Source organism: Pseudomonas sp. P1_F7 (assembly GCF_056405655.1).
The window spans coordinates 12,902-38,232 of sequence record NZ_JBFUBR010000014.1; the positions used below are offsets into that span (position 1 = coordinate 12,902).

The 25,331-nt window shown below is 61.1% G+C and carries 25 protein-coding genes and 2 pseudogenes; 17 read left to right on the forward strand and 10 right to left on the reverse strand.

Features of this window, described 5'->3' with window-relative positions; translation table 11 throughout:
- Position 1 precedes the first annotated feature (1 nt).
- Genes AC1D1M_RS21010 through lptM form a run of 4 tightly spaced genes read right to left on the reverse strand, consistent with a single transcriptional unit; the run spans position 2 to position 3,012 of the window.
- Positions 2 to 727 (reverse strand): DUF484 family protein, encoded by a 726-nt coding sequence (locus AC1D1M_RS21010; RefSeq protein ID WP_015097340.1) that lies wholly within the window; start codon positions 725 to 727, stop codon positions 2 to 4.
- Positions 728 to 740: 13 nt separating this feature from the next.
- Positions 741 to 1,571 carry a diaminopimelate epimerase gene (dapF, locus tag AC1D1M_RS21015; protein WP_477777087.1) on the reverse strand — a complete coding sequence of 277 codons (831 nt, stop codon included), beginning with the start codon at positions 1,569 to 1,571 and terminating at the stop codon, positions 741 to 743.
- Between the two features lie 4 nt (positions 1,572 to 1,575).
- Positions 1,576 to 2,823 carry a diaminopimelate decarboxylase gene (gene lysA, locus AC1D1M_RS21020; protein WP_150724920.1) on the reverse strand — a complete coding sequence of 416 codons (1,248 nt, stop codon included), beginning with the start codon at positions 2,821 to 2,823 and terminating at the stop codon, positions 1,576 to 1,578.
- 12 nt (positions 2,824 to 2,835) lie between these two features.
- The gene (gene lptM / locus AC1D1M_RS21025; protein WP_477777088.1) at positions 2,836 to 3,012 is read right to left on the reverse strand and encodes an LPS translocon maturation chaperone LptM; all 177 of its coding nucleotides are present in this window, start codon (positions 3,010 to 3,012) and stop codon (positions 2,836 to 2,838) included.
- Between the two features lie 209 nt (positions 3,013 to 3,221).
- Between lptM and cyaY the strand changes: the two genes are divergently transcribed.
- The 3 genes from cyaY (at position 3,222) to rnk (ending at position 4,418) form a co-directional block, all read left to right on the forward strand.
- Complete coding sequence (cyaY, locus tag AC1D1M_RS21030) at positions 3,222 to 3,554, forward strand: iron donor protein CyaY (RefSeq protein ID WP_008050853.1); 333 nt, start codon at positions 3,222 to 3,224, stop codon at positions 3,552 to 3,554.
- Between the two features lie 4 nt (positions 3,555 to 3,558).
- The gene (locus AC1D1M_RS21035) at positions 3,559 to 3,780 is read left to right on the forward strand and encodes a DUF1289 domain-containing protein (RefSeq protein WP_477777089.1); all 222 of its coding nucleotides are present in this window, start codon (positions 3,559 to 3,561) and stop codon (positions 3,778 to 3,780) included.
- 227 nt (positions 3,781 to 4,007) lie between these two features.
- Positions 4,008 to 4,418 carry a nucleoside diphosphate kinase regulator gene (rnk, locus tag AC1D1M_RS21040; protein ID WP_008050852.1) on the forward strand — a complete coding sequence of 137 codons (411 nt, stop codon included), beginning with the start codon at positions 4,008 to 4,010 and terminating at the stop codon, positions 4,416 to 4,418.
- A gap of 7 nt (positions 4,419 to 4,425) precedes the next feature.
- Here rnk and AC1D1M_RS21045 read toward each other — a convergent pair whose 3' ends face one another.
- From AC1D1M_RS21045 to AC1D1M_RS21055, 3 genes are all read right to left on the reverse strand, one after another.
- Entirely contained in the window at positions 4,426 to 7,269 is a 2,844-nt protein-coding gene (locus AC1D1M_RS21045) for a class I adenylate cyclase (protein WP_477777090.1), read from the reverse strand.
- Positions 7,270 to 7,463: 194 nt separating this feature from the next.
- Positions 7,464 to 7,709 (reverse strand): TIGR02647 family protein, encoded by a 246-nt coding sequence (locus AC1D1M_RS21050; protein ID WP_477777091.1) that lies wholly within the window; start codon positions 7,707 to 7,709, stop codon positions 7,464 to 7,466.
- A 223-nt stretch (positions 7,710 to 7,932) separates the two neighbouring features.
- A complete protein-coding gene (locus AC1D1M_RS21055; protein WP_046039010.1) occupies positions 7,933 to 8,217 on the reverse strand; it encodes a hypothetical protein in 285 nt (94 codons plus the stop codon).
- A gap of 123 nt (positions 8,218 to 8,340) precedes the next feature.
- Here AC1D1M_RS21055 and AC1D1M_RS21060 point away from each other — a divergent pair, with 123 nt between their 5' ends.
- On the forward strand, positions 8,341 to 9,000 hold the full coding sequence (locus AC1D1M_RS21060) for a glutathione S-transferase family protein (RefSeq protein WP_477777092.1): 660 nt from the start codon (positions 8,341 to 8,343) through the stop codon (positions 8,998 to 9,000).
- 123 nt (positions 9,001 to 9,123) lie between these two features.
- Here AC1D1M_RS21060 and argH read toward each other — a convergent pair whose 3' ends face one another.
- Positions 9,124 to 10,518, reverse strand: a complete 1,395-nt coding sequence (gene argH, locus AC1D1M_RS21065; RefSeq protein ID WP_008001478.1) for an argininosuccinate lyase — start codon at positions 10,516 to 10,518, stop codon at positions 9,124 to 9,126.
- A 344-nt stretch (positions 10,519 to 10,862) separates the two neighbouring features.
- Between argH and AC1D1M_RS21070 the strand changes: the two are divergent.
- The 8 genes and pseudogenes from AC1D1M_RS21070 to AC1D1M_RS21105 form a co-directional block, all read left to right on the forward strand.
- Positions 10,863 to 10,985, forward strand: a pseudogene (locus AC1D1M_RS21070) (sensor histidine kinase); the annotation flags it as partial.
- Complete coding sequence (locus tag AC1D1M_RS21075) at positions 10,982 to 11,728, forward strand: LytR/AlgR family response regulator transcription factor (RefSeq protein ID WP_477777093.1); 747 nt, start codon at positions 10,982 to 10,984, stop codon at positions 11,726 to 11,728. The pseudogene AC1D1M_RS21070 and the gene AC1D1M_RS21075, both read left to right, overlap by 4 nt.
- A gap of 138 nt (positions 11,729 to 11,866) precedes the next feature.
- Entirely contained in the window at positions 11,867 to 12,808 is a 942-nt protein-coding gene (gene hemC / locus AC1D1M_RS21080; RefSeq protein ID WP_477777094.1) for a hydroxymethylbilane synthase, read from the forward strand.
- Positions 12,805 to 13,572 (forward strand): uroporphyrinogen-III synthase, encoded by a 768-nt coding sequence (locus tag AC1D1M_RS21085; RefSeq protein WP_477777095.1) that lies wholly within the window; start codon positions 12,805 to 12,807, stop codon positions 13,570 to 13,572. Before hemC ends, AC1D1M_RS21085 begins: the two co-directional genes overlap by 4 nt.
- A gap of 16 nt (positions 13,573 to 13,588) precedes the next feature.
- Complete coding sequence (locus AC1D1M_RS21090; protein ID WP_477777096.1) at positions 13,589 to 14,752, forward strand: uroporphyrinogen-III C-methyltransferase; 1,164 nt, start codon at positions 13,589 to 13,591, stop codon at positions 14,750 to 14,752.
- A complete protein-coding gene (locus AC1D1M_RS21095) occupies positions 14,749 to 15,987 on the forward strand; it encodes a heme biosynthesis HemY N-terminal domain-containing protein (protein WP_477777097.1) in 1,239 nt (412 codons plus the stop codon). The genes AC1D1M_RS21090 and AC1D1M_RS21095 overlap by 4 nt, the downstream gene beginning before the upstream one ends.
- Positions 15,988 to 16,250: 263 nt before the next feature.
- On the forward strand, positions 16,251 to 16,799 hold the full coding sequence (locus tag AC1D1M_RS21100) for a disulfide bond formation protein B (protein ID WP_477777098.1): 549 nt from the start codon (positions 16,251 to 16,253) through the stop codon (positions 16,797 to 16,799).
- 177 nt (positions 16,800 to 16,976) lie between these two features.
- Entirely contained in the window at positions 16,977 to 17,435 is a 459-nt protein-coding gene (locus AC1D1M_RS21105) for an Rsd/AlgQ family anti-sigma factor (RefSeq protein ID WP_033052184.1), read from the forward strand.
- A gap of 60 nt (positions 17,436 to 17,495) precedes the next feature.
- On the opposite strand, the gene AC1D1M_RS21110 is transcribed toward AC1D1M_RS21105, so the two are convergent.
- Positions 17,496 to 18,161 (reverse strand): FKBP-type peptidyl-prolyl cis-trans isomerase, encoded by a 666-nt coding sequence (locus AC1D1M_RS21110; RefSeq protein WP_477777099.1) that lies wholly within the window; start codon positions 18,159 to 18,161, stop codon positions 17,496 to 17,498.
- A gap of 192 nt (positions 18,162 to 18,353) precedes the next feature.
- On the opposite strand from AC1D1M_RS21110, the gene AC1D1M_RS21115 reads away from it, so the two are divergent.
- A complete protein-coding gene (locus AC1D1M_RS21115) occupies positions 18,354 to 19,487 on the forward strand; it encodes an AlgP family protein (protein WP_477777100.1) in 1,134 nt (377 codons plus the stop codon).
- Here AC1D1M_RS21115 and AC1D1M_RS21120 read toward each other — a convergent pair.
- Positions 19,484 to 19,910 (reverse strand): annotated as a pseudogene (locus AC1D1M_RS21120) (TIGR02444 family protein). The gene AC1D1M_RS21115 and the pseudogene AC1D1M_RS21120 sit on opposite strands and share 4 nt — an antisense overlap.
- Positions 19,911 to 19,960: 50 nt before the next feature.
- Between AC1D1M_RS21120 and AC1D1M_RS21125 the strand changes: the two are divergent.
- The 4 genes from AC1D1M_RS21125 (at position 19,961) to AC1D1M_RS21140 (ending at position 25,261) form a co-directional block, all read left to right on the forward strand.
- Positions 19,961 to 21,871: an ATP-binding cassette domain-containing protein gene (locus AC1D1M_RS21125; RefSeq protein ID WP_477777101.1), complete on the forward strand. Its 1,911-nt coding sequence runs from the start codon at positions 19,961 to 19,963 to the stop codon at positions 21,869 to 21,871.
- Complete coding sequence (locus AC1D1M_RS21130) at positions 21,871 to 22,452, forward strand: mechanosensitive ion channel domain-containing protein (RefSeq protein ID WP_477777102.1); 582 nt, start codon at positions 21,871 to 21,873, stop codon at positions 22,450 to 22,452. Before AC1D1M_RS21125 ends, AC1D1M_RS21130 begins: the two co-directional genes overlap by 1 nt.
- 115 nt (positions 22,453 to 22,567) lie before the next feature.
- The gene (gene rhtB / locus AC1D1M_RS21135) at positions 22,568 to 23,200 is read left to right on the forward strand and encodes a homoserine/homoserine lactone efflux protein (protein ID WP_007992263.1); all 633 of its coding nucleotides are present in this window, start codon (positions 22,568 to 22,570) and stop codon (positions 23,198 to 23,200) included.
- Positions 23,201 to 23,362: 162 nt separating this feature from the next.
- Entirely contained in the window at positions 23,363 to 25,261 is a 1,899-nt protein-coding gene (locus tag AC1D1M_RS21140; RefSeq protein WP_477777103.1) for an FTR1 family protein, read from the forward strand.
- The last annotated feature ends 70 nt before the right edge of the window (positions 25,262 to 25,331 follow it).

The following is a 25,331-nucleotide window of genomic DNA, read 5'->3' on the forward strand; positions in this document are numbered from 1 at the left end:
TTCAGCGTACCGAGCGCAGGGAGTTGTTGACCCGTGGCAGCACGCGACCCATGACTTCAGCGATGTAGCTCAGGAACAAGGTGCCCACCGAGCTTTTGTAGTGCTGCGGATCACGGCTGGCGATGGCCAGGATGCCGTGGATGCCCTGGTGGCTGATGGCGACGACCGCGGTGGAGCCGATCTGCTTGCGCTGTTCTTCGCCGAACAGGAAGTCCAGTTCATGCTCGCGTAGGCTGCCGCTGACGCTTTTGTCTTCCGAAAGCAAACCGCCGATGGCCACTTGAGCTTCGGCGTGAGTGACCCAACGGCCCACCGGCATGGCGTTGTCGCCGAGCAGGATGAGGCTGACGAAGGGCACCTGGAATTCCTGGCGCAGGCTGTCTTCGACACACATCACCACGTCTTCCAGGCTGGCAGCATCCATCAACGCGAGGATCAGGCGACGGGTCTTTTCGAACAGTCGGTCGTTGTCCCGGGCCACGTCCATCAAATGCGACAGGCGATGACGCAGTTCAATGTTGCGGTCGCGCAGGATCGTCATCTGACGCTCCACCAGCGACACGGTATCGCCGCGCCGATGGGGAATACGCAGGGACGGGAGCAGTTCTTCGTGCTCGACGAAGAAGTCCGGATGAGCCTCCAGGTACGCGGCAACAGCCGCCGCCTCCAGACTTTCGGACGGTGATTCGTCAGCTTGTCGTGCGGGTACCTGAGGCTTGTCGGTCATGGATTTCGCTCACTCAAAGACGCACTTGTCCTTCATATACGCGCACTGCCGGGCCGGTCATCATCACCGGTTGGCCAGGGCCTGCCCATTCGATGGACAAGCGCCCGCCAGGCAGGTCGATCAATAGCGGCGAATCCATCCACCCCTGGCTGATCGCGGCCACTGCGGCGGCACAGGCGCCGGTTCCGCAAGCCTGGGTTTCCCCGGCTCCACGCTCCCAGACGCGCAACTGCGCGCGGCTCCGGTCGATGACCTGGAGAAAACCGACATTGACCCGTGCGGGGAAGCGCGGGTGATGTTCGATTTTCGACCCCAGCTCATGCACCGGCGCGTTGTTGATATCGCTGACCCGCAGCACCGCATGGGGGTTGCCCATGGACACGGCAGCCAGATCGACCGGGGTGCCGTCGACGTCGACCTGATAACTCGTGGCCTGCTCCGGCGCCTGGAACGGAATATCCGCCGGTACCAGGCGCGGGGCGCCCATGTTGACGCTGATCTGGCCGTCGTTACGCACGTCGAGCTCGATGACGCCGCTTTTGGTCTCGACGCGAATCAGCCGCTTTGCGGTCAGGCGCTTGTCGAGCACGAAACGGGCGAAGCAGCGCGCACCGTTGCCGCACTGTTCCACTTCGGAACCGTCGGAGTTGAAGATCCGATAGCGGAAGTCCACGTCCGGATTGCTTGGTGCCTCGACGATCAGCAACTGATCGAAACCGATGCCGGTGTGCCGGTCGCCCCATTGCTTGGCGTGCTTGGGCAGAATGTGCGCGTGCTGGCTGACCAGGTCGAGGACCATGAAGTCATTGCCCAGGCCGTGCATTTTGGTAAAACGCAGCAGCATGGTTTTACTCCGGCAGCAGGCTTTCGCCAGCAAACAACTCGGCTACCGTTTCACGGCGACGCACTTCAAATGCCTGATCACCGTCCACCAACACTTCTGCGGTACGGCCGCGGGTGTTGTAGTTGGAACTCATGACGAACCCGTAGGCACCCGCCGAGTGCACGGCCAGCAGGTCGCCTTCTTCCAGCGCCAGCTGACGATCCTTGGCCAGGAAGTCGCCGGTCTCGCAAATCGGACCGACGATGTCGTAGGCGCGGGCAGCGGAGGTGCGCGGTCGCACGGCCGTGACGTCCATCCAGGCCTGATACAGCGCCGGGCGGATCAGGTCGTTCATGGCGGCGTCGACGATGGCGAAGTCTTTGTGCTCGGTGTGCTTGAGGTATTCGACCTGGGTCAGCAATACACCGGCGTTGGCGACGATGAAGCGGCCCGGTTCGAACACCAGCGCCAGGTCACGACCGTCGAGACGCTCGCGTACGGCCTTGATGTAGTCGGCAGCCAGTGGCGGCTCCTCGTCCTTGTATCGCACGCCCAGGCCACCACCGAGATCGATGTGGCGCAGGTAGATGCCGCAATCGCCGAGGCGATCGACCAGGCCCAGCAGGCGGTCGAGAGCGTCGATGAACGGCGGCAGGGTGGTCAGTTGCGAGCCGATGTGGCAATCGACGCCGACCACTTCCAGGTTCGGCAGCTGCGCGGCACGCACGTACACGTCTTCGGCGTCGGCGATGGCGATGCCGAACTTGTTCTCTTTGAGACCGGTGGAAATGTACGGGTGGGTGCCGGCATCGACGTCCGGGTTCACGCGCAGCGAAATCGGCGCGCGAACGCCCAGTTCAGCGGCGACCACCTGCAGGCGTTCCAGCTCGTCGGTGGATTCGACGTTGAAGCAGTGCACGCCGACTTCCAGGGCGCGACGCATGTCGTCACGGGTCTTGCCGACGCCGGAGAACACGATCTTGTCGGCGCTGCCGCCAGCGGCCAGTACACGTTCCAGTTCGCCACGGGAGACGATGTCGAAACCGGCGCCCAGACGCGCCAGGACATTCAGTACGCCCAGGTTGGAGTTGGCCTTTACAGCAAAGCACACCAGGTGCGGCATGCCGGCCAGTGCATCGGCGAAAGCCAGGTATTGGGCTTCGATGTGTGCGCGCGAGTAAACGTAGGTCGGTGTACCAAAGCGCTCGGCGATGGCAGACAGGGCAACACCTTCCGCGAACAGTTCACCGTCACGGTAGTTAAAAGCGTCCATGAGGTTCCCTTATTATTGGTAGACGTCGTGCTTGTGTGCTTTGGAGGCAGGCTGCTGCTGCGACGACTTGGCCTGCTCGGCAGGGTCCTGGTTCTCGTCAGGCAGGTACAGCGGGCCTTTTTGACCGCAGGCCGACACAAGGCAGGCGACCGCGACGAGCGCAGCAAGGGAAGAGATCAGGCGCTTCATGGCGAAATCCTTGAAAATGCATTAATTGCGCCGGAGTATACCGGCCACCCGGCAGCTTGCCTATGCAACGGACCGCCCGTCCGGCGGGGCTTGGCCCGTGGCCGGCCGGTATCACGCAATCCCACAGGTCGTTATTCTTTGCAATCGACGGGGCTCGGTCGTATCTTGCGGCGCTTGAGCCTGATCAGACACTTTTTGAGGTTGCCGTAATGAGTTTGTCCGAAGCGCGTTTCCATGACCTTGTCGATGCCACCCAGCAAACCCTGGAGGACATCTTTGACGAGAGCGACCTGGATATCGACCTCGAAAGCTCGGCCGGTGTGCTGACCGTCAAGTTCGAGAACGGCAGCCAGTTGATCTTCAGTCGCCAGGAGCCGCTGCGTCAGCTGTGGCTGGCAGCGGTGTCCGGCGGTTTCCACTTCGACTACGACGAAGAAAGCGAGCGCTGGATGTGCGACAAGAGCGAAGAGCAGTTGGGTGAAATGCTTGAACGTATCGTCCAGCAGCAGGCTGGTGTCGAGCTCGATTTCGAAGGCCTGTGAGATCGTGACCCAGCCTGCGCCTGTCCGTGCGCCCAAGCCGCTCTACAGCAATGTCAGCCCGGCGGTGCCGTCGCCCTGCAGCGGTGTGTGCCGGCTGGACGAGCAGAAAGTCTGCCTGGGCTGCTTTCGCCATGTCGAAGATATTCGTGAGTGGCGTTCGGCCGATGATCAGCGCCGGCGGGTGATTTGCGAGCAGGCGGCGAATCGCAAGGCCGGCGCTCTGTAGGAGCTGCCGAAGGCTGCGATCTTTTGGCAGCTCTGAAGATTGCCGAAGAACAAGATCAAAAGATCGCAGCCTACGGCAGCTCCTACGCCGCCGCGTGGCGGCTTGTATATTTTTTGAGCTGTGATAGTGTCCGGAAACGCCTCAACCCACCGAGGCTTGTGAAAACCCCGCCTTTTTCTGGCGGGGTTTTGCTTTTTTCGTGCAGAAGAAAGGAGTCTGCCCAGATCATGACCGCACCTTCCATCACCCTTACCCGTCTGGACGTCCAGCGTCTGGAGCGTCTGATCGACAGCCTGGACGACACGCTGCCGGGCGTTATTGCGCTGCAAACCGAACTGGATCGCGCCGATACCCTGGTCGGGCACGATGAAGTGCCAGCGGATGTCGTGACCATGAATTCCCGTGTGCATTGCCGCGAAGAAGGCAGTGGCAAGGACTACCACCTGACCCTGGTGTACCCCAAGGATGCGAATGCCGACGAAGGCAAGGTCTCGATCCTGGCGCCGGTGGGCAGCGCGTTGCTCGGCCTGAAGGTTGGCCAGCACATCGATTGGCCGGCACCGGGCGGCAAGACCCTGAAACTGACGTTGCTGGAAGTCGAATCGCAGCCGGCCAATGGCGGCGCGTTCCCGGAGTGACATCCCCTCAGACCTGATCGAGCGCTTTGTTCAATGCCTGCTCCAGGTCAGCCTTGTAGCGCAGGTACAGATGGGTGGAACTCTGCCCTTCGCCAAGCAGGCCTGACAGGTCGAGGTCGGTGATGTAGCAGCGGTAGCGTTCGGTCTCCCGACGCCGCCCGACGATTTCCCGGGCGACCACGCTGAACAGCTGGTCGCCATGCTCCAGCTCGGAAAACTCCCGTTGATTGCAATACAGCGTGACCTGCACCTGACCCGGTGCGGCTTTGCCGACGATCGCCTGCACGTCGTAGAACGGCTTGTTCACCGGCGTCTGCGGTGCCGGCCGGGCTTCGATGCGGCGCGCCCGGCCAGGGCCTGACGGCAACAACTGGCAATACAGGGTGTCGAGGTTCATGGGGTGGGCCGCCTCCATTGGCAACAGGGCATCGCGGCGGTACTGGATCGATTGCAGGAAACGCTGCAGCGGCACCAGCAAGCTTTGCTCGTCATGCCAGGGCAGGCGTTGCTGCCACAGGGCATTGAACTCATCGAGCACGTACAGATCAGCCTGATCTTCGATAACCCGGTAGAACACTTGAATGCAGTCCGGCTGGCCCGTTGGCAGGAACAGCGAGAGGTCGTGCTCTTCCAATGCCTTTGGGTCCAGGTGAAGCGGGCTGTAGCTCGCCATTTCTTCACCCAGGTAATTGATCAGCGCCGGCAGAGTGGCCAGCGCGATGTGCTGGACCCGGCCCGGCACCAACTCCAGCACGTGGTAGTCCTGCTGGACCTGGATAAGGTAGCGATGATTGAGCTGGCTCAGCAGCAGGTTCTGCGCGGTATCGAGGATTTCCTCCACCCGTTGGGCAATGAATTGCGCGCGGTTATGGCAGAAGCAACGCACCCTCAGCTTCGGCTGTTGTGGCCCGGCCGGCAGGTTGTTGAGGTAGTCGCGGATGCAGTCGAGCAGGGCGTGGGGGCCGTCGTAGCGACCGACCAGCACTTCGTTCCAGCTATTGAGCGTGACCTGGTCCAGGGTCAGCACCAGATTTTCCCGGACACCGGCGTAGCTCAGGGAGTCGGTGCGTTCGGTGGTCATGAGGATGTTCAGGTCGCGATGGTGCTTGAGCGGATCGATGCCGACATTCACCAGGATCAGCACTTCACTCGGCACGCTGGCGCGCAACAGAGGTTCCTCGGCGACGGTGGGCAAGGGCAGGGCGATGGTCTGTTGCAGGCTGCCGAGCAGGTTGAACAGTTCGAATTCGCTCAAGTCGCTGGTGCCGGGGTGCAAGGCCAGGCGGGTACTGCTGTCGATCACGCCATTGCGGTGGCACCAGGTCAGCAGCTCGAGCAAGTGACGGCTGCGTTTGATCGGCGCGAAATGCTCCCACTCCAATGCCGTAAGACTGCCGTTGTACAAGCCCCACTGGCTTTGCCCAGGTTCCTTCTTGTTCGGGGCGTGCACCAGCGTCAGGGTGTCTTCAGCCAGGTCCGGGGCGATGCCGGGGTTGATGAATTCGACTTTGCCGGCCTTGCGCTCGAAAGCGGCGTACAGGCGACGGCCGAGGACACTCAGGTCGCGCTTGTTGATGCGGCTGACCGTTTGTTCGTGACGGGCAAACTGGGTGAGAAAGCGGTAGCTGTAGTTCAGCTCGTTGACCAGTGCCCGCCGCTCGGAGCTGACCTGGCGGACTTTCCACTGACTGCGGCTATCGAGCAGGGCCAGTTGGCGCTGGTCCCAGTGCCATTCGCGGGCCAGGCGCTCGAGCAAAGAGCGTTGCCAGCTCTGGGTGCGGCTGTTGCCGGTGAGTTTGCGATTGACCTTCAGGTACAGCGCGCGACGCACCAGTTCCAGCCGTTCCGGTTCGTTGCGGGCGACCAGGTATTCCTCTATGCGCCGGTACACCACGACGTACGGGTCCAGTTCGTCGAGGTCGAGCCGGTTGGCGAACACCGCTTGCTTGAAGCGCAGGCTCAGGCAATGGACCCTGGGGTGCTCACTGGCGTAAACCTCTGTCAGCAGCAGCTTGAGTACCGACTTGTAGGGCGACTCGATGCCCTTGAACAACTGCCAGAGCCCGGCACCGATAAATTCACCGGGCGGGATGAAGGCCAGGTTGCCGAGGTCAAGGGTTTCATCGGCGCGGATAAAGCGTTTGGAAATCAAGGTATGGGTGTAGCGGTCGTAGCTCGACTCTTCATAGACCGGCACCAGCCACCAGATCGGTGTGCGCCCGGCCAGCCAGATCGCGGTGCGGTAAAACTCGTCCAGCAACAAGTAGTGCTGGGTGGTGCCGCAATCCTCCGAACTCAGCTGGGTATCGCGCTCGCCACGGACGAAACGGGTCGGGTCGATCAGGAAGAAATGCGCCTCGGCACCCTGGCTGGCGGCCCAGGTTTCCAGCAATTGGCACTTTTTGCGCAGTTCGGCGAGCTCGTTCTCGGTCAGGTTCGGCCCATGGCAGACCCACACATCCATGTCGCTCTGGTCCGCCTGCGCCAGGGTACCGAGGCTGCCCATCAGGAACAGTCCATGAATCGGCCTCGGCGGGTTGCTGCCGTGGCGCGGCTTGTAGGAAAACGAGCGGGTCAGGCGCTGGGCTTCAGCGAGGACATTGGCATCCGGTTCGAAATTCGACAGCCCGGCCGGCGTACTGCCGGAAACGTAGCCGGGCAACAGCGGATGATTCACGTGGAAAAACAGCGGCAGCAAGGTCAGGACCCCTTGCTGGCGGGTCGACAACCCTTCCATGGCGCGAGCCATGCGTCCTTCGTTGAGTTTCAGAAAGCGTGCGCGCAGCTGGCTGAGAACCTTGCGGTCGATTCCCTCGTCCAGATCAGGGCGGATTTCATGGTTGCGCGTCATGTCAGCTCAAACCGGCTCGCAGGGCTCGGACGTGGGGCTCTTCGGATGAGGGGCAGTTTAGCGCCTTGAGGCGAAGACTTTTAAGCTGATTTTGTTTTTCTGGCGTCAGATTTCTATCGGCTGGAGACAGAAGTCAGGGGAATGTGCCCGCGGAAATCCCTGGATCGGGGTCTCCGTGGGCGATGCAGCAGAATTCAGGCTGTTACTTCGGCGTTAAGAATTGTCAGCACGGTTTGCACATTTTGCGCGGCGTCACGACCCAGGCTGGTCAGGTAACCGCCATCAGGCTGGTCGATCAAATCTTTTTCAAAGAGGCGTTTGGCAGCGGCAATGGCTTTCGGGGCAGCGGTCTGATGAATTTTCAAACCTTCCTGGGAACTGTCCAGGTTGAAGAGTGCGAGGATTTCCAGTTCGGCAACCAACTCAGGGGTAAGCGACATAAGGACTCCAGACTTTCTAGGAATTGGACGACAGCGCCCCTAAGGTGAACCCGCTTGTCCGGCATGTCCAGTACTCGCGACAGGGTTTTTTTCTCTGTAGGAGCAGCCGGTCGACGCTCGATTGCTCGCGAAGGTCGCCAACGATGACGCTGGAAACCTGACGCTCCGCGGCGCTCTTGGTTTTTTCGCGAGCGAGCTCGCTCCTACAGGGAAAGGGCGGGGTTTACTGCTTTTCCGGCGGCAACTCGGGCAATGCGCGCAGGGCAGCTTCGTACCATTCGGTGTTGAACGCGCGGTCTTCTTCGAGGATCGCGTCGATTTCTACCGCCAAAACATGAGCCATCAGGTTGAGGATCTCTTCCCGCTCGTAACCCACCAGCGTCAGCTTGTTGAACGTCGCCTTGGCCGCTGGCGGGTTGTCGCTTTCGATCTGGTTTTCGATGGCCTGGATCAGGGTGCTTTCGGCGAACTCTTCTTCGTCGTTGTCGATATCGGTTGGCTCGCTCATGGCAGGCTCCTCAGGAAAAGCGGCCAGTTTACCCGCATTCAGCGGCGTGATGCTGCTGGCAAGAATCCCGGCAGCGTTCTATAAACAGGCACTGCCCACCCCGCATGGCCTGGAGGCTTTGTGATGATCAAGCTTTATGGATTCTCCGTCAGTAACTACTACAACATGGTCAAACTGGCGCTGCTGGAAAAAGGACTGCCCTTCGAAGAAGTACCGTTTTACGCCGGCACCAGCCCCGAGGCATTGGCCATCAGCCCGCGTGGAAAGGTCCCTGTCCTGCAGGTAGAGCAGGGCTTTATCAACGAGACCAGCGTGATCCTCGAATACATCGAGCAAAGTCAGAAAGGCACACCGCTGCTGCCGAGCGATCCGTTCGAGCGCGCGCAGGTGCTGGCACTGGCCAGGGAAATCGAGTTGTACATCGAATTGCCGGGGCGGGCCTGCTATCCCGAAGCCTTTTTCGGCATGACCCTGCCGGAAGCGATCAAGGAAAAAACCAAAGCCGAATTATTGCTGGGGATGGCGGCGCTGGGCCGGCACGGCAAATTCAGCCCTTACGTGGCTGGCGACAGCTTGAGCGTGGCGGATCTGTATTTCCTGTTCAGCGTGCCGCTGGCGTGTGGGGTCGCCAAGAAGTTGTTTGGCATCGATCTGTTGGCCGAGATGCCGAAGGCCAAGGCGCTGCTGGAGGTTTTGGGGGGTAATCCGAATGTGCAGCGTGTGGCGGCGGACCGGGAGGCCGCGATGCCGGCGTTCATGGCGATGATTGCTGCCAAGAAGTAATTCTGTTGCGCTCTGAAGATCGCATTCGCGAGCAGGCTCGCTCCCACATTGATCGTCACACACAAAACCTGTGTCTGACGCATACCTCGTGGGAGCGAGCCTGCTCGCGAAGCTTTTGGCGACTTAGCGGCTGGCGAGCAATGCCTGACCACGAGCCACGGCAGCCTTCACCTGCGCCGGCGCGGTGCCGCCGATGTGGTTGCGGGCATTGACCGAGCCTTCCAGAGTCAGCACGGCGAACACATCCTGATCGATCTGGTCGCTGAACTTGCGCAGTTCTTCCAGGCTCATTTCCGCCAGGTCCTTGCCGCTGTCCACGCCGTACTTCACGGCATGGCCGACGATTTCGTGGCAATCACGGAATGGCAGGCCGCGACGCACCAGATAGTCAGCCAGGTCGGTGGCGGTGGAGAAACCGCGCAGGGCCGCTTCGCGCATCATTGCGTGCTTGGGCTTGATCGCCGGCACCATGTCGGCAAAGGCCCGCAGCGAGTCGCGCAGGGTGTCGGCGGCGTCGAACAGCGGTTCCTTGTCTTCCTGGTTGTCCTTGTTGTAGGCCAGAGGCTGGCCTTTCATCAGGGTCAGCAGGCCCATCAGCGCGCCGAACACGCGACCGGTCTTGCCACGCACGAGCTCCGGCACGTCCGGGTTTTTCTTTTGCGGCATGATCGAGCTGCCGGTGCAGAAACGGTCAGGCAGATCGATGAACTGGAACTGCGCGCTGGTCCACAGCACCAGCTCTTCGGAGAAACGCGACAGGTGCATCATCGCGATACTGGCCGCCGAGCAGAATTCGATGGCGAAATCACGATCGGAGACGTTGTCCAGCGAATTGCCGCCAACCGCGTCGAAACCCAGAAGTTGGGCTGTGTATTCGCGATCGATCGGGTAGGTGGTGCCGGCCAGCGCCGCGCTGCCCAGCGGCATGCGGTTGGTGCGCTTGCGGCAGTCGACCAGGCGTTCGTAGTCGCGGCTGAGCATTTCGAACCAGGCCAGCATGTGGTGCCCGAACGTCACCGGCTGTGCGGTCTGCAGGTGGGTGAACCCCGGCATGATGCTGGCGGCTTCACGCTCGGCCTGCTCCAGCAGGCCTTTTTGCAGGCGGGTGATTTCGGCCAGGATCAGGTCGATCTCGTCACGCAGCCACAGACGGATGTCGGTGGCGACCTGATCGTTACGGCTGCGGCCGGTGTGCAGTTTTTTACCGGTCACGCCGATGCGGTCGGTCAGGCGTGCCTCGATGTTCATGTGGACGTCTTCGAGGTCGATGCGCCAGTCGAACTGACCGGCCTCGATTTCGCCCTGGATGGTGTTCAGGCCATCGATGATGCTGTCGCGCTCGGCATCGGTCAGCACGCCGACCTTGGCCAGCATGGTGGCGTGGGCGATCGAGCCCATGATGTCGTGGCGATACAGGCGCTGGTCGAAGGTGACGGAGGCGGTGAAGCGGGCGACGAAGGCGTCGACGGGTTCACTGAAGCGGCCGCCCCAGGACTGATTGGTCTTGTCAGTGCTCATGAATTCGCTCGTATCGGCTTGAGGTAAGAAGGCGTGGAACGCTGGCGCGGATAATAACAGGGTTGCCAATCCTGTCGCTGACACTGGTCGATACGTTTTTTTTGGGGGGGGAAGAGCCCAGGCCCGGGTAAGGCCCGCGTATTTTTGCCGAACGATATTTTCCAATTGAGCTATATCGTCCCGGCAACCGTCTACAGTTGGACAGTAGGATCAGCGCACTTCTCGGTGCAGCCGCTGGCTATAAGAAGAGTGGGGTGTTCATATTGCGTATCAGCAAACCCTGTGGCGATGTGTCGCCAATGCGGACCTGGACCGCCAATCGCCCGGCAGATGAAAATTTAGCCGCCGGACCAGCGGCACTTTTTGACGCTCGCGCTAGTCTTAGCGTGGATCGCGGTGACGGACGTCACTTCACCTGTCTACGCTATCCTTGTGCGAGACTCACGCAGGAATCCAGCGCAATATGAATGTCCTGATCGTTGATGACGAACCCTTGGTCCGCGAGCGCCTGAGCCGAATGGTTGGCGAACTCGAGGGATACAGTGTCCTGGAGCCTAGTGCCACGAATGGCGAAGAGGCGTTGGCACTGATCGACAGCCATAAGCCGGATATCGTGCTGCTCGATATCCGCATGCCAGGCCTGGATGGCCTGCAAGTGGCTGCGCGGTTGTGCGAACGCGAAACTCCGCCCGCCGTGGTGTTCTGCGCCGGGCCCGATGAATTTGCCGTGGAAGCCTTACAGGCCAGCGCCGTAGGCTATCTGGTGAAACCTGTGAGAACTGAACAATTACATGACGCATTAAAGAGAGCCGAGCGCCCCAATCGTGCCCAGCTCGCCGCTCTGACCCGCCCTGCTGCCGAAAGCGGCAGCGGCCCGCGCAGCCATATCAGCGCCCGAACCCGTAAAGGGATCGAGTTGATTCCGCTGGATCAGGTGGTGTATTTCATTGCCGACCACAAATACGTGACCTTGCGCCATGAAAGCGGCGAAGTGCTGCTCGATGAGCCGCTCAAGGCCCTCGAAGATGAATTCGGTGACCGTTTCGTGCGTATCCATCGCAATGCCCTGGTCGCCCGCGAGCGTATCGAGCGACTGCAGCGCACACCCCTGGGGCATTTTCAGCTGTTCCTCAAAGGTCTCAACGGTGATGCACTGATCGTCAGCCGGCGTCATGTGGCTGGGGTACGTAAAATGATGCAACAGCTTTAAACAGCTGTTCGCAGGCGAATTTCACACCCGATTGCCGGACATCCGGGGCCAGGGAGGCCGAGTAGTATCTGATACAAGTCAAAGTGGATTTGGCTGAGCTGTTATTATCCGCCGTATCTATTCAGTACGGATTGATCCATGTCCTCTCGCCAGATCCGCATCGCCACCCGCAAAAGCGCTCTCGCCCTGTGGCAGGCCGAATACGTCAAGTCCCGTCTTGAAGCGGCTCATCCGGGCCTGCTGGTGACGCTCGTCCCCATGGTCAGCCGTGGTGACAAGCTGCTTGACTCACCGCTGTCGAAAATCGGCGGCAAGGGCCTGTTCGTCAAGGAACTCGAAACCGCGCTGTTGGAAAATGAAGCCGACATCGCCGTGCACTCCATGAAGGATGTGCCGATGGACTTCCCCGAAGGCCTCGGTCTGTTCTGCATTTGCGAGCGGGAAGACCCGCGCGATGCCTTCGTTTCCAACACCTACGCCAACCTGGATGAGTTGCCCCAGGGCAGCATCGTCGGCACCTCCAGCCTGCGCCGCCAGGCTCAATTGCTGACCCGTCGCCCGGACCTGGAAATCCGCTTCCTGCGCGGCAACGTCAACACCCGCCTGGCCAAGCTCGATGCCGGCGAATACGACGCCATCATCCTCGCCGCTGCCGGCTTGATCCGCCTGGGCTTTGAAGATCGCATCACCTCGGCCATCAGCGTCGACGACAGCCTTCCGGCCGGTGGCCAGGGCGCGGTGGGTATCGAATGCCGCAGCGCCGACAGTGAAATCCATGCGCTGCTGGCGCCCCTGCATCATCAGGACACCGCCACCCGCGTGACCGCCGAACGTGCTCTCAACAAGCACCTCAATGGCGGCTGCCAGGTGCCAATTGCCTGCTACGCCGTGCTGGAGGGTGAGCAAGTCTGGTTGCGCGGGCTGGTGGGCGATCCAAATGGTGGTCTGCTGCTCAGCGCAGAGGCCCGTGCCCCTCGCGGCGATGCCGAGGCGCTGGGTGTGCGAGTCGCCGAAGACCTGCTCAGCCAGGGTGCCGACGCCATTCTCAAAGCGGTCTATGGCGAGGCTGGTCACGAGTGATCGGCTGGCGCTTGCTACTGACGCGTCCCGCCGATGAGTCGGCGGCGCTGAGCAGTCTTTTGGCTGAGCAGGGGATATTCAGTAACAGTCTGCCGCTTTTGGACATCATGCCGATTGCGGTCACTGACACAATGCGCCAGGTGATTCTGGCGCTGGATCAGTTCTGCGCGGTCATTGTGGTCAGCAAGCCGGCCGCCCGGATCGGCGTCGAACTGCTCGAGCGGTATTGGCCAACGCCGCCCGGTGTGAAGTGGTTCAGCGTCGGCGCGGCGACTGCGCAGATCCTCGAGGATCACGGATTGGACGTGAGCTTCCCGGCGGATGGCGATGACAGTGAAGCCTTGCTCGAACTTTCCCGACTGCGCGAGGCTATCGCACAATCCGATGCGCGAGTGCTGATCCTGCGCGGGGAGGGCGGGCGCGAGTTGCTGGCTGAGCGTTTGCGTGAGCTTGGTGCTAGTGTCGAGTATCTGGAGCTTTACCGCCGGGCATTACCGATTTACCCGCCGGCGCTGCTGCCGCAACGGATCCAGGCGGAACGCCTGAACGGGTTGGTGGTCAGCAGTGGACAAGGTTTTGAGCACCTGCACCAATTGGCCGGCGATGCCTGGCCGCAGTTGGCGCGGTTACCGTTGTTTGTACCGAGCCCCAGGGTTGCCGAAATGGCGCGTGCCGCCGGGGCCAAAACAGTTGTGGATTGTCGCGGCGCCAGTGCCGCGGCCTTGCTGACGGCGTTGCGGGAGCATCCCGTACCCGTTTTCTGATGCAAAGGATGGATACGTGAGCGAAACAGCCTTGCCTAAAGATCACTCGCGACCGGTGCTTGATGCACCTGTTGATGCTCCTGTTGATGAAATGCCGCCGCCGCCACCTGCTGCCGAGCAGCGTCGAGGCAATGGTTTGGCAATCATCGCGCTGCTGCTGGGTGCGGCCGGTGTCGCGGTGGGCGGTTGGGGTGTCTGGCAGGTGCGTCACCTGCAGGCCAATAATCAGCAGCAACTGAGCCAGGTTCAGGCGTTGAATGACCAGGCGCAGAACCTCAAGCTCAATGAGGAGCGCTTGAGCGCACGTTTGGCGCAATTGCCTGCCGCCGATGAACTGGAAGCACGCAGCCGTCTGGTGATTCAGCTGCAAGGTGATCAGCAGCGGTTGAACCAGCGTCTGGAAACCGTGCTCGGCGCCAGTCGCAAGGACTGGCGTCTGGCCGAGGCCGAGCACCTGCTGCGTCTGGCCAGCCTGCGACTGTCCGCCTTGCAGGACATCAGCAGCGCCCAGGCACTGGTCCAGGGTGCCGACGAGATACTGCGCGAGCAGAACGACCCGGGTTCCTTTGCCGCTCGCGAGCAGGTGGCAAAGACCCTGATTGCCTTGCGCAGTACCGAACAACCGGATCGCACCGGGCTGTTTCTGCGCCTGGGCGCGTTGCGCGATCAAGTGGCCAGCCTCACCGAGCTGGCACCGGAGTACAAGGACCGTGGCGATTCGTTGCTGGGCCTGACTGCCGATGGCGATGGTGCCAGCCGCTGGGCGCAATGGTGGGATCAGATTTCGCGCTACATCCGCATCGATTTCAATGCCGACAAAAACGTTCGCCCATTGCTGGCCGGTCAAAGCCTGAGTCAGGTGCGCCTGGCCCTGAGCCTGGCGCTGGAGCAAGCACAGTGGGCCGCACTCAATGGTCAGGCTGCGGTTTACTCCCAAGTGCTGGACGAAGCGCGGGACATCCTCAAGGGCAACTTCAACCCGGACAACGCGCAAAGCAAAGTCATGCTTGAACAGGTGGCCGAGTTGAGCAAGCAACCTGTCACCGTCGTCACGCCAGACATGACCGACACCCTGAGCGCGGTGCAGGGGTATCTGGAGCGGCGCAACGTCAACGCCGAAGATTCGGTCAAGCCACTGGCCAAGCCTGCCGCGAACACCGCGTCGGAGGCCACGCCATGAAACGCCTATATGTGATCGTGTTCCTCGTGATCGCCGCTGCTGCTGCGCTGGGGCTGGCGATTGCCGAGCATTCCGGTTACGTGCTGGTTGCCTACAAGACCTTCCGCTATGAGTCGAGCCTGTGGGCTACTTTGGCGCTGGTGGCTGTGCTCTGGCTGGTGATCTGGGGCATCAAGTCGCTGGTCGAACTGGTGATGACTTCCAGTGGAGTGGTCAATCCGTGGTCACGGCGTAACCGCAGCCGTCGGGTGCAGGTGGCGATCGAACACGGTCAGCTGGACTTGGCCGAGGGCCGCTGGGCCAGCGCGCAACGGCACTTGCATCGGGCTGCCGAAGCCGAGCGCCAGCCTCTGCTTTACTACCTCGGCGCTGCCCGTGCCGCGAACGAACTAGGCAATTACGAAGAAAGCGACAACTTGCTGGAGCGCGCCTTGGAGCGTCAACCCCAGGCCGAGTTGGCGATCGCCTTGAACCACGCCCAGTTGCAGACCGAACGCGGTGATACCGAAGGCGCCCTCGCTACCCTGCAAGCCATGCGTGAACGCCATCCTCATAACGCACAGACCCTGCGTCAGTTGCAGCGCCTGCTTCAGCAGCGTGGTGACTGGTCGGCAGTGATTCGCCTGCTGCCGGAGCTGCGCAAGGACAAAATCCTGCCGGCGGCCGAACTCGCCGAGCTTGAGCGTCGGGCCTGGGGGGCGAACCTGTCTCTGGCGGCGCAAAGGGAGGAAGACGGAACGGTGGGGCAGCAATCGCTCGAACGCGCCTGGCAACAACTGACTTCGGCACAGCGTCAGGAGCCGCAACTGGTGCTTGCGTATGCCGAACAACTGCGGCAATTGGGGGCTCAGGTCGAGGCCGAAGAAGTGCTGCGCACCGCGCTCAAGCGTAGCTACGACAGTCATCTGGCACGTCTCTACGGCCTGGTTCGCGGCAATGATCCGGCCCGTCAGTTGCAGGCCGCCGAAGGCTGGCTCAAGGACCATCCGGCCGATCCGGGCCTGCTGCTGACACTGGGTCGTTTGTGCCTGCAAAACAGTTTGTGGGGCAAGGCCAGGGACTATCTGGAAAGCAGTCTGCGTGTACAGCGTAATCCGGAAGCCTGTGCGGAGCTGGCGCGGTTGTTGGCGCAAATGGGCGATACCGAGCGCAGCAATCAGCTGTTTCAGGAAGGCCTGGGGTTGTTGGATGAGCGCTTGCTCGCGGCCCCTCTGCCGGTGCCGGTCCGCGCTTGACCCATTCGCTGGCGCCAGGCTCCGGCGTCTGAGCGATGACCTGCGGCGAGTGAGCAATCGCCCTCGCCGCAGTGTGATGATTGGTTGAATTTCGGTCGTCAAATTTCGTCGCAGGCAAAGTCCTACAGAGGACTACATTTTATCCTCTCGCCTGCGTCGGGATTTCCCTACACCTGTGCTGAAGTCTCTGTGGGCACTTGCCTTGAAAGGCCGTCGCGCTTTCCTCTACCGTAATGGTCTGTCACTACTTTTACGGAAAAGCCATGTCTTTGGCCTGCTCACGCTCCTTGTTTTTCATGGCTTTCATTGCGGGTGCCCTGGCAATGGGCGGTTCCTACTACCTGGAATATGCAGTCGGCCTGCGGCCTTGCGGCTTGTGTCTTGTGCAACGGTTTTGCCTGGCGCTCCTTACCGGTGTCTGCTTGATGGCTTCGGTTCATGGTCCCGGTCGCATCGGAAACGTTCTGTATTGGCTGCTCAGTCTTTGTTGCAGCCTGGCCGGCACTGTCACGGCGTGGCGACAGGTCCTGCTGCAAAGCCTTCCGGCGGAACAGGCGGCGTGCTCGACCCATCTGGCGGACCTGTTGGCCGGTTCTCCGTGGCTATCCGTCGTACAGCAAATGTTCAAGGGCGCTGCCGATTGTGTGGAAATTTCCTGGACGCTGTTCGATCTGAGTCTCACCGAGTGGAGCCTGCTGTTCTTCGTCGCGATGATGATTCTGGCCGTTTACCAGTCGTTGCGACTGGTCTGGGTCAGCTATCAGCGACCACTCAGCGGCGAGTCGTCGCACCGGGCCTTTGCGGGCGATTAAACACTTGTATGAACTTTATCGCCTGCGTACCTTGAAGCCAGTGTCGTGCGGGCATAATCTGGCCCGCATGTGTCATTGGAATTATGTTGCTCGATGACGCTCTGCCTGACCGCCCACCGACGTTACAAGAGGCGAGCGGGCATAGAGCAGCTGACCCACAAGGGAAGAGAGATCACCATGCTCGAAAGTTGTCAGAATGCTCAGGAACGCTGGGGTGGAGTGCACCTGCTGATCGATCGCTGGTTGCAGGAGCGCAAAGAGCTGATCGATGCATACGACAAGCTCGGTGCCGATCCAGAGACACTGTCCACGAATCGCAAGCCTTTGCAGGAGTTCTGCGGCGTGCTGGTCGATTATGTATCGGCCGGGCATTTCGAGATCTACGAGCAACTGACGGGGGAGGCCAAGGCCTTCAACGACAAGCGAGGGCTGGAGCTCGCCGAGACTATCTACCCGCGCATCGATGTCATCACTGAAAAGCTGCTTGCGTTCAATGACCTTTGCGACGAAGGCAAATGCGTTGCGGAGAAGTTCAAGGAACTGGGTGGCCTGTTGCACGAACGCTTCGAACTGGAAGATTGCCTGATCGAAGTGCTGCACACTGCTCACAAGGAAGCCGATCCGGTTCAGGCATGAGTCGCCCCCCGCAAGACCCTGAAACGGCGTGCCAAGGCACGCCGTTTTTCATTTCCGCTGTCAGCTGGTTGCACCACGCAATTCAACTTCAAACACCAGTGGAGTGAACGGTGCGATCACGTCGCCGGCACCGTCGGCGCCATAGGCCTGAGCCGATGGAATCACCAGTCGCCATTTCGCCCCGACCGGCATGTTTTGCAATGCACTGCGCCATCCGGCGATCACGCTGTCGAGGCTGAACCATTGTGGCTGGCTGTTCTGATCGAACACCGTGCCGTCGGGCAAGCGACCGATGTACAGCACCTGCACCTTGCCGTTCGGGCCGGCCTTGGCGCCAGTACCTGGCGTCATCTCGGTCAGCAACACGCCATCAGCCAGTTCACGCACACCCGGCCTGGCTTTTTCTGTGGCGAGAAAACGCTGTTCTTTTTCCAGCGCCATTTCGCTTTGCGGCTCGGCTGACTGCATGGCGATCCGGGCTTCATGCTCGGTCAGTATCTGCTGGATCTGCTCGTCCTCCAGCGCCAGCGGTTTGCCCTGATAGGCCTGCTGCAGTCCTTCGACCAGTGCCTGGAGTTGCAGGTCGGGAGCCTCCTGGCGCAAGCGTTCGCCAAGGCTTGCACCCAGGCTGTAAGCGAGATCGTGAGCTTCATTTTCCTGTGTGGTTTCTGCGGCCTGGGCCACCGAAAACAACACGCACAGCGATAAAAAAAGGTAGCGCGACATAGGCACTCTCCGACCTGAATTGCGGGCGATTATGCCAGTGAGAATGCGCGTAACGGTGAACTGCTTTTGCACCGAGGCAGAAGTTTTTCGATCCTTTGCAACGCGGGGCTTTCGATAGTGTCAACATGCCCTAGCGGCGGTTGCAGCAGAGGTCTAGTATGAGCCGCACTCACTTCAGCCAGGAGGTAAACCATGTCGGCCACCAAGAAGCCAGTCAACACTCCATTGCACCTGCTCCAACAACTCTCGAGCAGCCTGCTCGAGCATCTGGAAACCGCTTGTTCCGAAGCCTTGGCTGATGCTGAAAAACTGCTCGCCAAACTGGAAAAGCAGCGCGGAAAAGCGCAAGAAAAACTGCACAAATCCCGCACCAAATTGCAGGACGCTGCGGCGGCCGGAAAAGCCAAGGCACAAGCCAAGGCCAAGGGCGCAGTGGCCGATCTTGAGGAGCTGCTCGATGCCCTCAAGGATCGTCAATCGGAAACCCGCGGCTACATTCTGCAACTCAAGCGCGATGCTCAGGAAAGCCTGAAACTGGCTCAGGGCGTCGGTCGTGTACAAGAGGCTGTCGGCAAGGTGTTGTCCCTGCGTGCGGCCAAACCTGCTGCGGCACCTGCGAAGAAAGCCGTTGCCAAACCGGCTGCTGCAAAAGCACCGGCCAAGCCTGCTGCTGCAAAACCGGCAGCTGTCAAACCAGTAGCTAAAACTGCCGCAGCCAAACCGGCTGCGAGAAAACCGGCTGCTGCCAGCGCCGCAAAACCTGCGGCTAAAACCACGGCTGCCAAATCAGCCGTTGCACGACCTGCCGCTGCCAAAGCCGCTGCTGCCAAACCAGCTGTGGCTAGAACCGCCGCCGCTAAACCGGCTGCAAAACCAACTGCAAAACCAACTGCAAAACCGGCCGCTAAACCAGCTGCCCGGACCGCTGCGGCGAAACCTGCTGCCAAGCCGGCCGCCAAACCCGTCGCTGCAAAACCAGCAGTCAAGCCGGCGGCAAAACCTCCTGTAAAAGCGGCTGCCAAACCTGCTGCAAAACCAGCCGCAGCGAAACCAGCAGTTGCCGCCAAGCCAGCCGCAGCCAAGCCAGCCGCAGCCAAGCCAGTTGCTGCCAAACCGGCTGCTGCAAAACCCGCTGCAAAACCAGCGGCCAAACCTGCAGTGAAAAAGCCGGTTGCCGCCAAGCCAGCCACCGCACCGGTTGCCAAGCCAGTCGCTTCGGTTGCGCCAGCAGCACCTGCTCCGGCAGCACCTACCTCGACAGCCGCGCCAGCGCCAACGCCTGCCGCAACTTCGAGCGCTGTAACCACCCCAGCCAGCGCTTCCTAAGTGCCGGTTACCGCGACGCGCAGCTGATGCAGCGCGTCGCCAGGCCGATAGATCGGTCTCGGCACCTTGCGGCCAACTCTGCGCCATTCTCTCCAGCCGCAACAACAGATGCCGTTCGGCTTCCAGCTCCAGTGCCTTCACTTGTTCGCGCAAGGTATGCAATTCGGCGTCTTCCGTGGCCGCGGCTTTCCATTGCGTTCGCAAGGCTCGTAACGGTCGCACGACATCGGCGTCCCAGGAGACGGCCACGCTGCGTAGTTGCTGCAAGCGCTGCTCATCGCAGGCCACGCCTCGTTGTCCCAGCCACGCACCACACAGCAACAGGCACACATTGACACCCGTCGACTGCAATTGCAGACATGCCTGCTCAACGCCAGGACGGGCGTAAGTGGTCAGGGAAAAACTCCACAGGTCAGAGGACATAGTGCTACTCGCGCCAGTTGCGAGCGAAGCTGGTAGACTCCGCCGCCATTATGATTCGACTTCAGAACCTGACTTTACAGCGTGGCCCGCAACGTCTGCTAGAAGACGCCGAGCTGACCCTGCACGCCGGCCACAAAGCCGGCCTCATCGGTGCCAACGGCGCCGGCAAATCGAGCCTGTTCGCCTTGCTTCGGGGCGAACTGCACCCGGACTCGGGTGATTGCTTCCTGCCGGCCGACTGGCGTATCGCCCACATGCGCCAGGAGGTCGACACCCTCGAACGCCTAGCAGTCGACTACGTGCTCGATGGCGACCTGCGCCTGCGCCAGGTGCAACGGGACCTGGCGGCAGCCGAAGCGGCCCATGACGGGGCCGCGCAGGCCCGTCTGCACTCGGAGCTCGACAGCGCCGACGGGTACACCGCCGACGCCCGGGCGCGCAAGTTGCTGGCCGGTCTTGGGTTCACCAACGAGCAGATGGATCGTCAGGTCGGGGATTTCTCCGGCGGCTGGCGGATGCGTCTGAACCTGGCGCAGGCCTTGATGTGCCCATCGGACCTGCTGCTGCTCGACGAACCGACCAACCACCTGGATCTCGACGCCATCATCTGGCTTGAGGAATGGCTCAAGAGCTATCCCGGCACCCTGATGCTGATTTCCCACGACCGTGACTTCCTCGATGCCGTGGTCGATCATGTGGCCCACGTCGATCAGCGCAAGATCACCCTGTATCGCGGTGGCTATAGTGCCTTCGAGCGCGCCCGTGCAGAGCGTCTGGCCCAGCAACAGCAGGCCTACGAGAAGCAGCAGGTGCAACGTGCGCACATGGAAAGCTACATCGCCCGCTTCAAGGCCCAGGCCACCAAGGCCCGCCAGGCCCAGAGCCGGATCAAGGCCCTGGAGCGGATGGAAGAGCTGACCGCTGCCCACGTCGATTCGCCGTTTGACTTCGTCTTCCGCGAATCGCAGAAAATCTCCAGCCCACTGATTGACCTGTCGGACGCCCGACTTGGTTACGGTGACAAAGCCGTGCTGGAGAAGGTCAAGCTGCAACTGACCCCGGGTGCGCGAATCGGTCTGCTCGGCCCTAACGGTGCCGGTAAATCGACCCTGATCAAGAACCTTGCGGGTGAGCTCTCGCCATTGGCCGGCCGCTTGACCCGTGGCGAGAACACCGTGGTCGGTTACTTCGCCCAGCATCAACTCGATTCTCTGGACGCCAAGGCCAGCCCGTTGCTGCACTTGCAGCGCCTGGCGCCGACCGAACGCGAACAGACCCTGCGTGACTTCCTCGGCGGTTTCGACTTCCGCGGTGCGCGAATCGACGAGCCGGTACTGAATTTCTCCGGTGGCGAGAAAGCGCGTCTGGCATTGGCGTTGATCGCTTGGGATCGACCGAACCTGTTGCTGCTCGACGAACCGACCAACCACCTGGACCTGGAAATGCGCCTGGCGCTGACCATGGCCCTGCAGGAATTCAGTGGTGCGGTACTGGTGGTCTCCCATGATCGGCATTTGCTCAAAAGCACCACCGACAACTTCTATCTGGTGGCGGACGGCAAAGTCGAAGAGTTCGACGGCGACCTCGAAGACTATACCCGTTGGCTGGTGGAGTATCGCCAGCGCAATGCCCCGGTCAGCAACACCCCGGTCAACCCGGACAAGACCGACAAGAAAGCCCAGCGTCAGGCCGCTGCTGCGTTGCGTCAGCAACTGGCACCGCACAAGCGCGAAGCTGACAAGCTTGAAGCCGAGTTGGGCAAGCTCCACGAAAAACTGGCGAAGATCGATGCCAGCCTCGGCGACAGCGACATCTACGAGCCGGCGCGCAAGAGCGAATTGCGTGATCTGCTGGCCGAACAGGCCAAGCTGAAGGTGCGTGAGGCGGAACTGGAAGAAGCGTGGATGGAAGCCCTGGAATTGCTGGAAGGCATGCAGGCGGAGCTGGAGGCGCTGTCCTGATGGATGCCTTCAAGCTGCCGTTGCCGGCGGTGTGGGTCGAGCCGATCTGGCTTGGCGTGCAAATCCTGCTGATCCTGCTCGCCGGCTACTTCACCCAGCGCTTCGTCGCCAAAGGCCTGACCCGCCTCGGTGAGCGTTACCCGTTCCCGCCGCAGCTGATGATGCCGCTGCGGGGCGGTTTGCGCTGGCTGATCATGGGCAGCGCGCTGATCTTCGTCCTGGAGCGACTTGGTGTATCGGCCACGGTGCTCTGGACCGCATTGTCCGGGTTTGTCGCGGTCGCGGCGGTGGCGTTTTTTGCCATGTGGAGCGTGCTGTCGAACCTGCTGTGCGCGATCCTGATCTTTACCGTCGGCCCGTTTCGCATAGGCGACGTGGTCGAGTTGGTGGACACCACCGACAAACCTGGCGTCAAAGGCCGGGTGGTGGCGATCAATCTGCTTTACACCACATTGATCGAAGCCGAAGAACTTGGCACCGGCAGTGCGATGGTCCAGGTGCCCAACAGCCTGTTCTTCCAGCGCTCGGTTCGACGCTGGCGCAGTACGGATGTATTCCCGTCGAGCGGTTTCGAAAAATAACCGGGATGCCGACCACGCTGGTCGGCAGCCGCAATATCCTGCAAGAAATTGATGGTCATCAGCCCAAAGCCGCATTAGCTTAGACGTCTGTCACGAGTCTGAGTCGAGGTGTGCAATGGAGCTTCAAACATGGCTGGCGTTTTTTGCCGCCTGCTGGGTGATCAGCCTGTCCCCCGGTGCCGGCGCCATTGCGTCGATGTCCAGCGGTCTGCAATACGGTTTCTGGCGCGGTTACTGGAATGCCCTGGGCCTGCAATTGGGTCTTGCAGTGCAGATCGCCATTGTCGGCGCCGGTGTGGGCGCGATTCTGACGGCGTCGGCCACAGCCTTCTATGCGATCAAATGGTTCGGCGTAGCGTACCTGGTCTACCTCGCGATCAAGCAATGGCGTGCGCTGCCCAGCGATATGAGCGATGACGCGGCTGTGCGTCAGATCGGCAAGCCGATGGCCCTGGTGTTCCGTGGTTTCCTGGTGAACATCAGTAACCCCAAGGCCCTGGTGTTCATGCTGGCGGTGTTGCCACAGTTCATCGACCCCCATGCACCGCTGCTGATTCAGTATCTGGTGATCGGCGTGACCATGGTCTGCGTCGATCTGATCGTCATGGCCGGCTACACCGGTTTGGCGTCCAGGGTGCTGCGTCTGCTGCGCACGCCAAAACAGCAAAAGCGCATGAACCGGACCTTTGCCGGGCTGTTTATTGGAGCGGCAGCATTCATGGCGACGCTGCGCAGAGCTGCAGTCTAAATCGACAGAAACCCGAAAAGGCGACCCAGGCGGTCGCCTTTTTTGTTGGCGTATCAGTAAGTTGGAGAGCCTGCGAATTTACAGGAAGTCCGAACAAAGCTTGAGCGAACCCCGTCGGACGTTAACAATATGTAACTTCGTTTTTCCAATTGAGATTCATTCATGATCGCCCCCTCCCGTTTCCTGGCCTGGCTGTTGCTGCCGCTGTTCGCGGCGTGCAGCTTTCAACTGCTGGCTGCCCCCGCCGAAGGTGCGCCGCAGGCGCTGCACTTGCTCGATTACATCGGCGCGGATTACCCGGACACGGTGCAGGCGGGCAGCATCACGGATCAGGCCGGATTTCGCGCGCAGCAAGAATCGGTCAAGACGCTGGGAAGTCTGATGGCGGCCATGCCGGCCAAACCGGAAAAAGCCGCGCTGGAGCAAAGCCTGGCCGCGCTGGGAAATTCCATCGGCGCCCGTCAGGACGGTGCCGAGGTTACTCGCCAGGCCCGGCAACTGGGTGCGAAGCTGGCCGTGGCCTATGAAGTCAGTCAGGCACCGGTGATTACGCCGGACCCGGTGCGTGGCGCGCCGCTGTACGCTCAGCATTGCTCGGTCTGCCATGGCGATACAGGGGCCGGCGACGGCCCGGCGGGCGTCGGCATGACGCCACCGCCGTCCAACCTGCGCGATACCAAGCGGCTGGATCGACTGAGCCTCTACGCGATCTACAGTACATTGGGTCAGGGTGTCGAAGGGACTGACATGCCGGCCTTTGCCGATCAACTCGATGATCGTCAGCGTTGGGACCTGGCCACCTATATCGCCAGCTTCAATGTCGACCCGGCGACGGCCAAGGCTGAAAAGACCTACAACATCGCCGACCTGGCTCGTCAGACTCCGGCCGAAGTTCAGGCCGTCGAAGGCCCGCAAGCCGCCGCGACCTTCCGTGCCCAGCGGGCGCAACCGCCGCAGGTCAAGCGTGGCCCGGCACAATTGCTCGACTACACCGCAGCCACTCTGGACAAGAGCATCGCGGCGTATCGTGCCGGTGAGCATGATCAGGCTTATGACTTATCGGTAGCGGCGTACCTGGAAGGCTTCGAACTGGTTGAAAGCTCGCTGGACAACATTGACGCCAACGTGCGTAAAGACACTGAAAAATCCCTGATGGCCTACCGTCAGTCATTGCAGGACGGCCTGCCGGTGACGGACGTCGAACAGCGCCTGGACGCGGCCAAGACCAAGCTGAAGGCTTCGGCCGACCTGCTCGGCAACGACGGTTTGAGCTGGTCACTGAGTTATATCTCGGGCCTGCTGATTCTGCTGCGCGAAGGTCTGGAAGCGATTCTGGTGCTGGCGGCGATCCTGGCTTTCCTGCGTAACACGGGTCAACAGGCGGCGGTGCGCAGCGTCAACGCCGGTTGGGGGTTGGCGTTTCTGGCGGGGTTGGGGACCTGGGCGCTGGCAGCCTATGTGATCGATGTCAGCGGTTCGCAGCGTGAATTGCTGGAAGGCGCAACGGCATTGTTTGCCAGCGTCATGGTGCTGTGGCTGGGCGTTTGGATGCATGACCGTCGTCACGCGGCGGCCTGGCAGGATTACATCAAGAGCAGCCTGGTGGGCGGCGGCGGGCGTTTCGGTTTTGCGACCCTGGCGTTCTTCTCGGTGTATCGCGAACTGTTCGAAGTGATTCTGTTCTACGAAACCCTGTGGTTGCAGGCAGGTCCCGCGGGGCACAACGCGGTGCTGGCCGGTGGGGCCACGGCGCTGGTGCTGCTGGTCGGCCTGGCCTGGGTGATTTTGCGCGGTTCGGCGAAGTTGCCGCTGGCGCTGTTCTTCAGCATCAACGCCGGTCTTTTGTGCGCCTTGTCGGTGGTGTTTGCCGGGCATGGCGTGAAAGCGCTGCAGGAAGCCGGGATCTTCGGCACACGACCAGTGCCGTTCTTTGACTTTGAATGGCTGGGGATTCATGCCGATGCGTATTCGCTGAGTGCCCAGGCTGTGGCGATCATTGCGATTGTTGTGTTGTATGGCCGTAGCCGGGTGGTTGAGAAGCAGCGGGTGCAGGTTTCTTAAGCGGCATTCGCTTCGCTCACTTTCGCGGGCAAGCCACGCTCCTACAGGTTTAGCGTTAACCTGTGGGAGC

Bases quoted from the DNA above. Each gene is read 5' to 3' on its own strand.
- AC1D1M_RS21010 (WP_015097340.1), bottom strand. From the start codon at position 727: ATGACCGACAAGCCTCAGGTACCCGCACGACAAGCTGACGAATCACCG.
- dapF (WP_477777087.1), bottom strand. From the start codon at position 1,571: ATGCTGCTGCGTTTTACCAAAATGCACGGCCTGGGCAATGACTTCATG.
- lysA (WP_150724920.1), bottom strand. From the start codon at position 2,823: ATGGACGCTTTTAACTACCGTGACGGTGAACTGTTCGCGGAAGGTGTT.
- lptM (WP_477777088.1), bottom strand. From the start codon at position 3,012: ATGAAGCGCCTGATCTCTTCCCTTGCTGCGCTCGTCGCGGTCGCCTGC.
- cyaY (WP_008050853.1), top strand. From the start codon at position 3,222: ATGAGTTTGTCCGAAGCGCGTTTCCATGACCTTGTCGATGCCACCCAG.
- rnk (WP_008050852.1), top strand. From the start codon at position 4,008: ATGACCGCACCTTCCATCACCCTTACCCGTCTGGACGTCCAGCGTCTG.
- AC1D1M_RS21045 (WP_477777090.1), bottom strand. From the start codon at position 7,269: ATGACGCGCAACCATGAAATCCGCCCTGATCTGGACGAGGGAATCGAC.
- AC1D1M_RS21050 (WP_477777091.1), bottom strand. From the start codon at position 7,709: ATGTCGCTTACCCCTGAGTTGGTTGCCGAACTGGAAATCCTCGCACTC.
- AC1D1M_RS21055 (WP_046039010.1), bottom strand. From the start codon at position 8,217: ATGAGCGAGCCAACCGATATCGACAACGACGAAGAAGAGTTCGCCGAA.
- AC1D1M_RS21060 (WP_477777092.1), top strand. From the start codon at position 8,341: ATGATCAAGCTTTATGGATTCTCCGTCAGTAACTACTACAACATGGTC.
- argH (WP_008001478.1), bottom strand. From the start codon at position 10,518: ATGAGCACTGACAAGACCAATCAGTCCTGGGGCGGCCGCTTCAGTGAA.
- AC1D1M_RS21075 (WP_477777093.1), top strand. From the start codon at position 10,982: ATGAATGTCCTGATCGTTGATGACGAACCCTTGGTCCGCGAGCGCCTG.
- hemC (WP_477777094.1), top strand. From the start codon at position 11,867: ATGTCCTCTCGCCAGATCCGCATCGCCACCCGCAAAAGCGCTCTCGCC.
- AC1D1M_RS21095 (WP_477777097.1), top strand. From the start codon at position 14,749: ATGAAACGCCTATATGTGATCGTGTTCCTCGTGATCGCCGCTGCTGCT.
- AC1D1M_RS21100 (WP_477777098.1), top strand. From the start codon at position 16,251: ATGTCTTTGGCCTGCTCACGCTCCTTGTTTTTCATGGCTTTCATTGCG.
- AC1D1M_RS21105 (WP_033052184.1), top strand. From the start codon at position 16,977: ATGCTCGAAAGTTGTCAGAATGCTCAGGAACGCTGGGGTGGAGTGCAC.
- AC1D1M_RS21110 (WP_477777099.1), bottom strand. From the start codon at position 18,161: ATGTCGCGCTACCTTTTTTTATCGCTGTGCGTGTTGTTTTCGGTGGCC.
- AC1D1M_RS21115 (WP_477777100.1), top strand. From the start codon at position 18,354: ATGTCGGCCACCAAGAAGCCAGTCAACACTCCATTGCACCTGCTCCAA.
- AC1D1M_RS21125 (WP_477777101.1), top strand. From the start codon at position 19,961: ATGATTCGACTTCAGAACCTGACTTTACAGCGTGGCCCGCAACGTCTG.
- AC1D1M_RS21130 (WP_477777102.1), top strand. From the start codon at position 21,871: ATGGATGCCTTCAAGCTGCCGTTGCCGGCGGTGTGGGTCGAGCCGATC.
- rhtB (WP_007992263.1), top strand. From the start codon at position 22,568: ATGGAGCTTCAAACATGGCTGGCGTTTTTTGCCGCCTGCTGGGTGATC.
- AC1D1M_RS21140 (WP_477777103.1), top strand. From the start codon at position 23,363: ATGATCGCCCCCTCCCGTTTCCTGGCCTGGCTGTTGCTGCCGCTGTTC.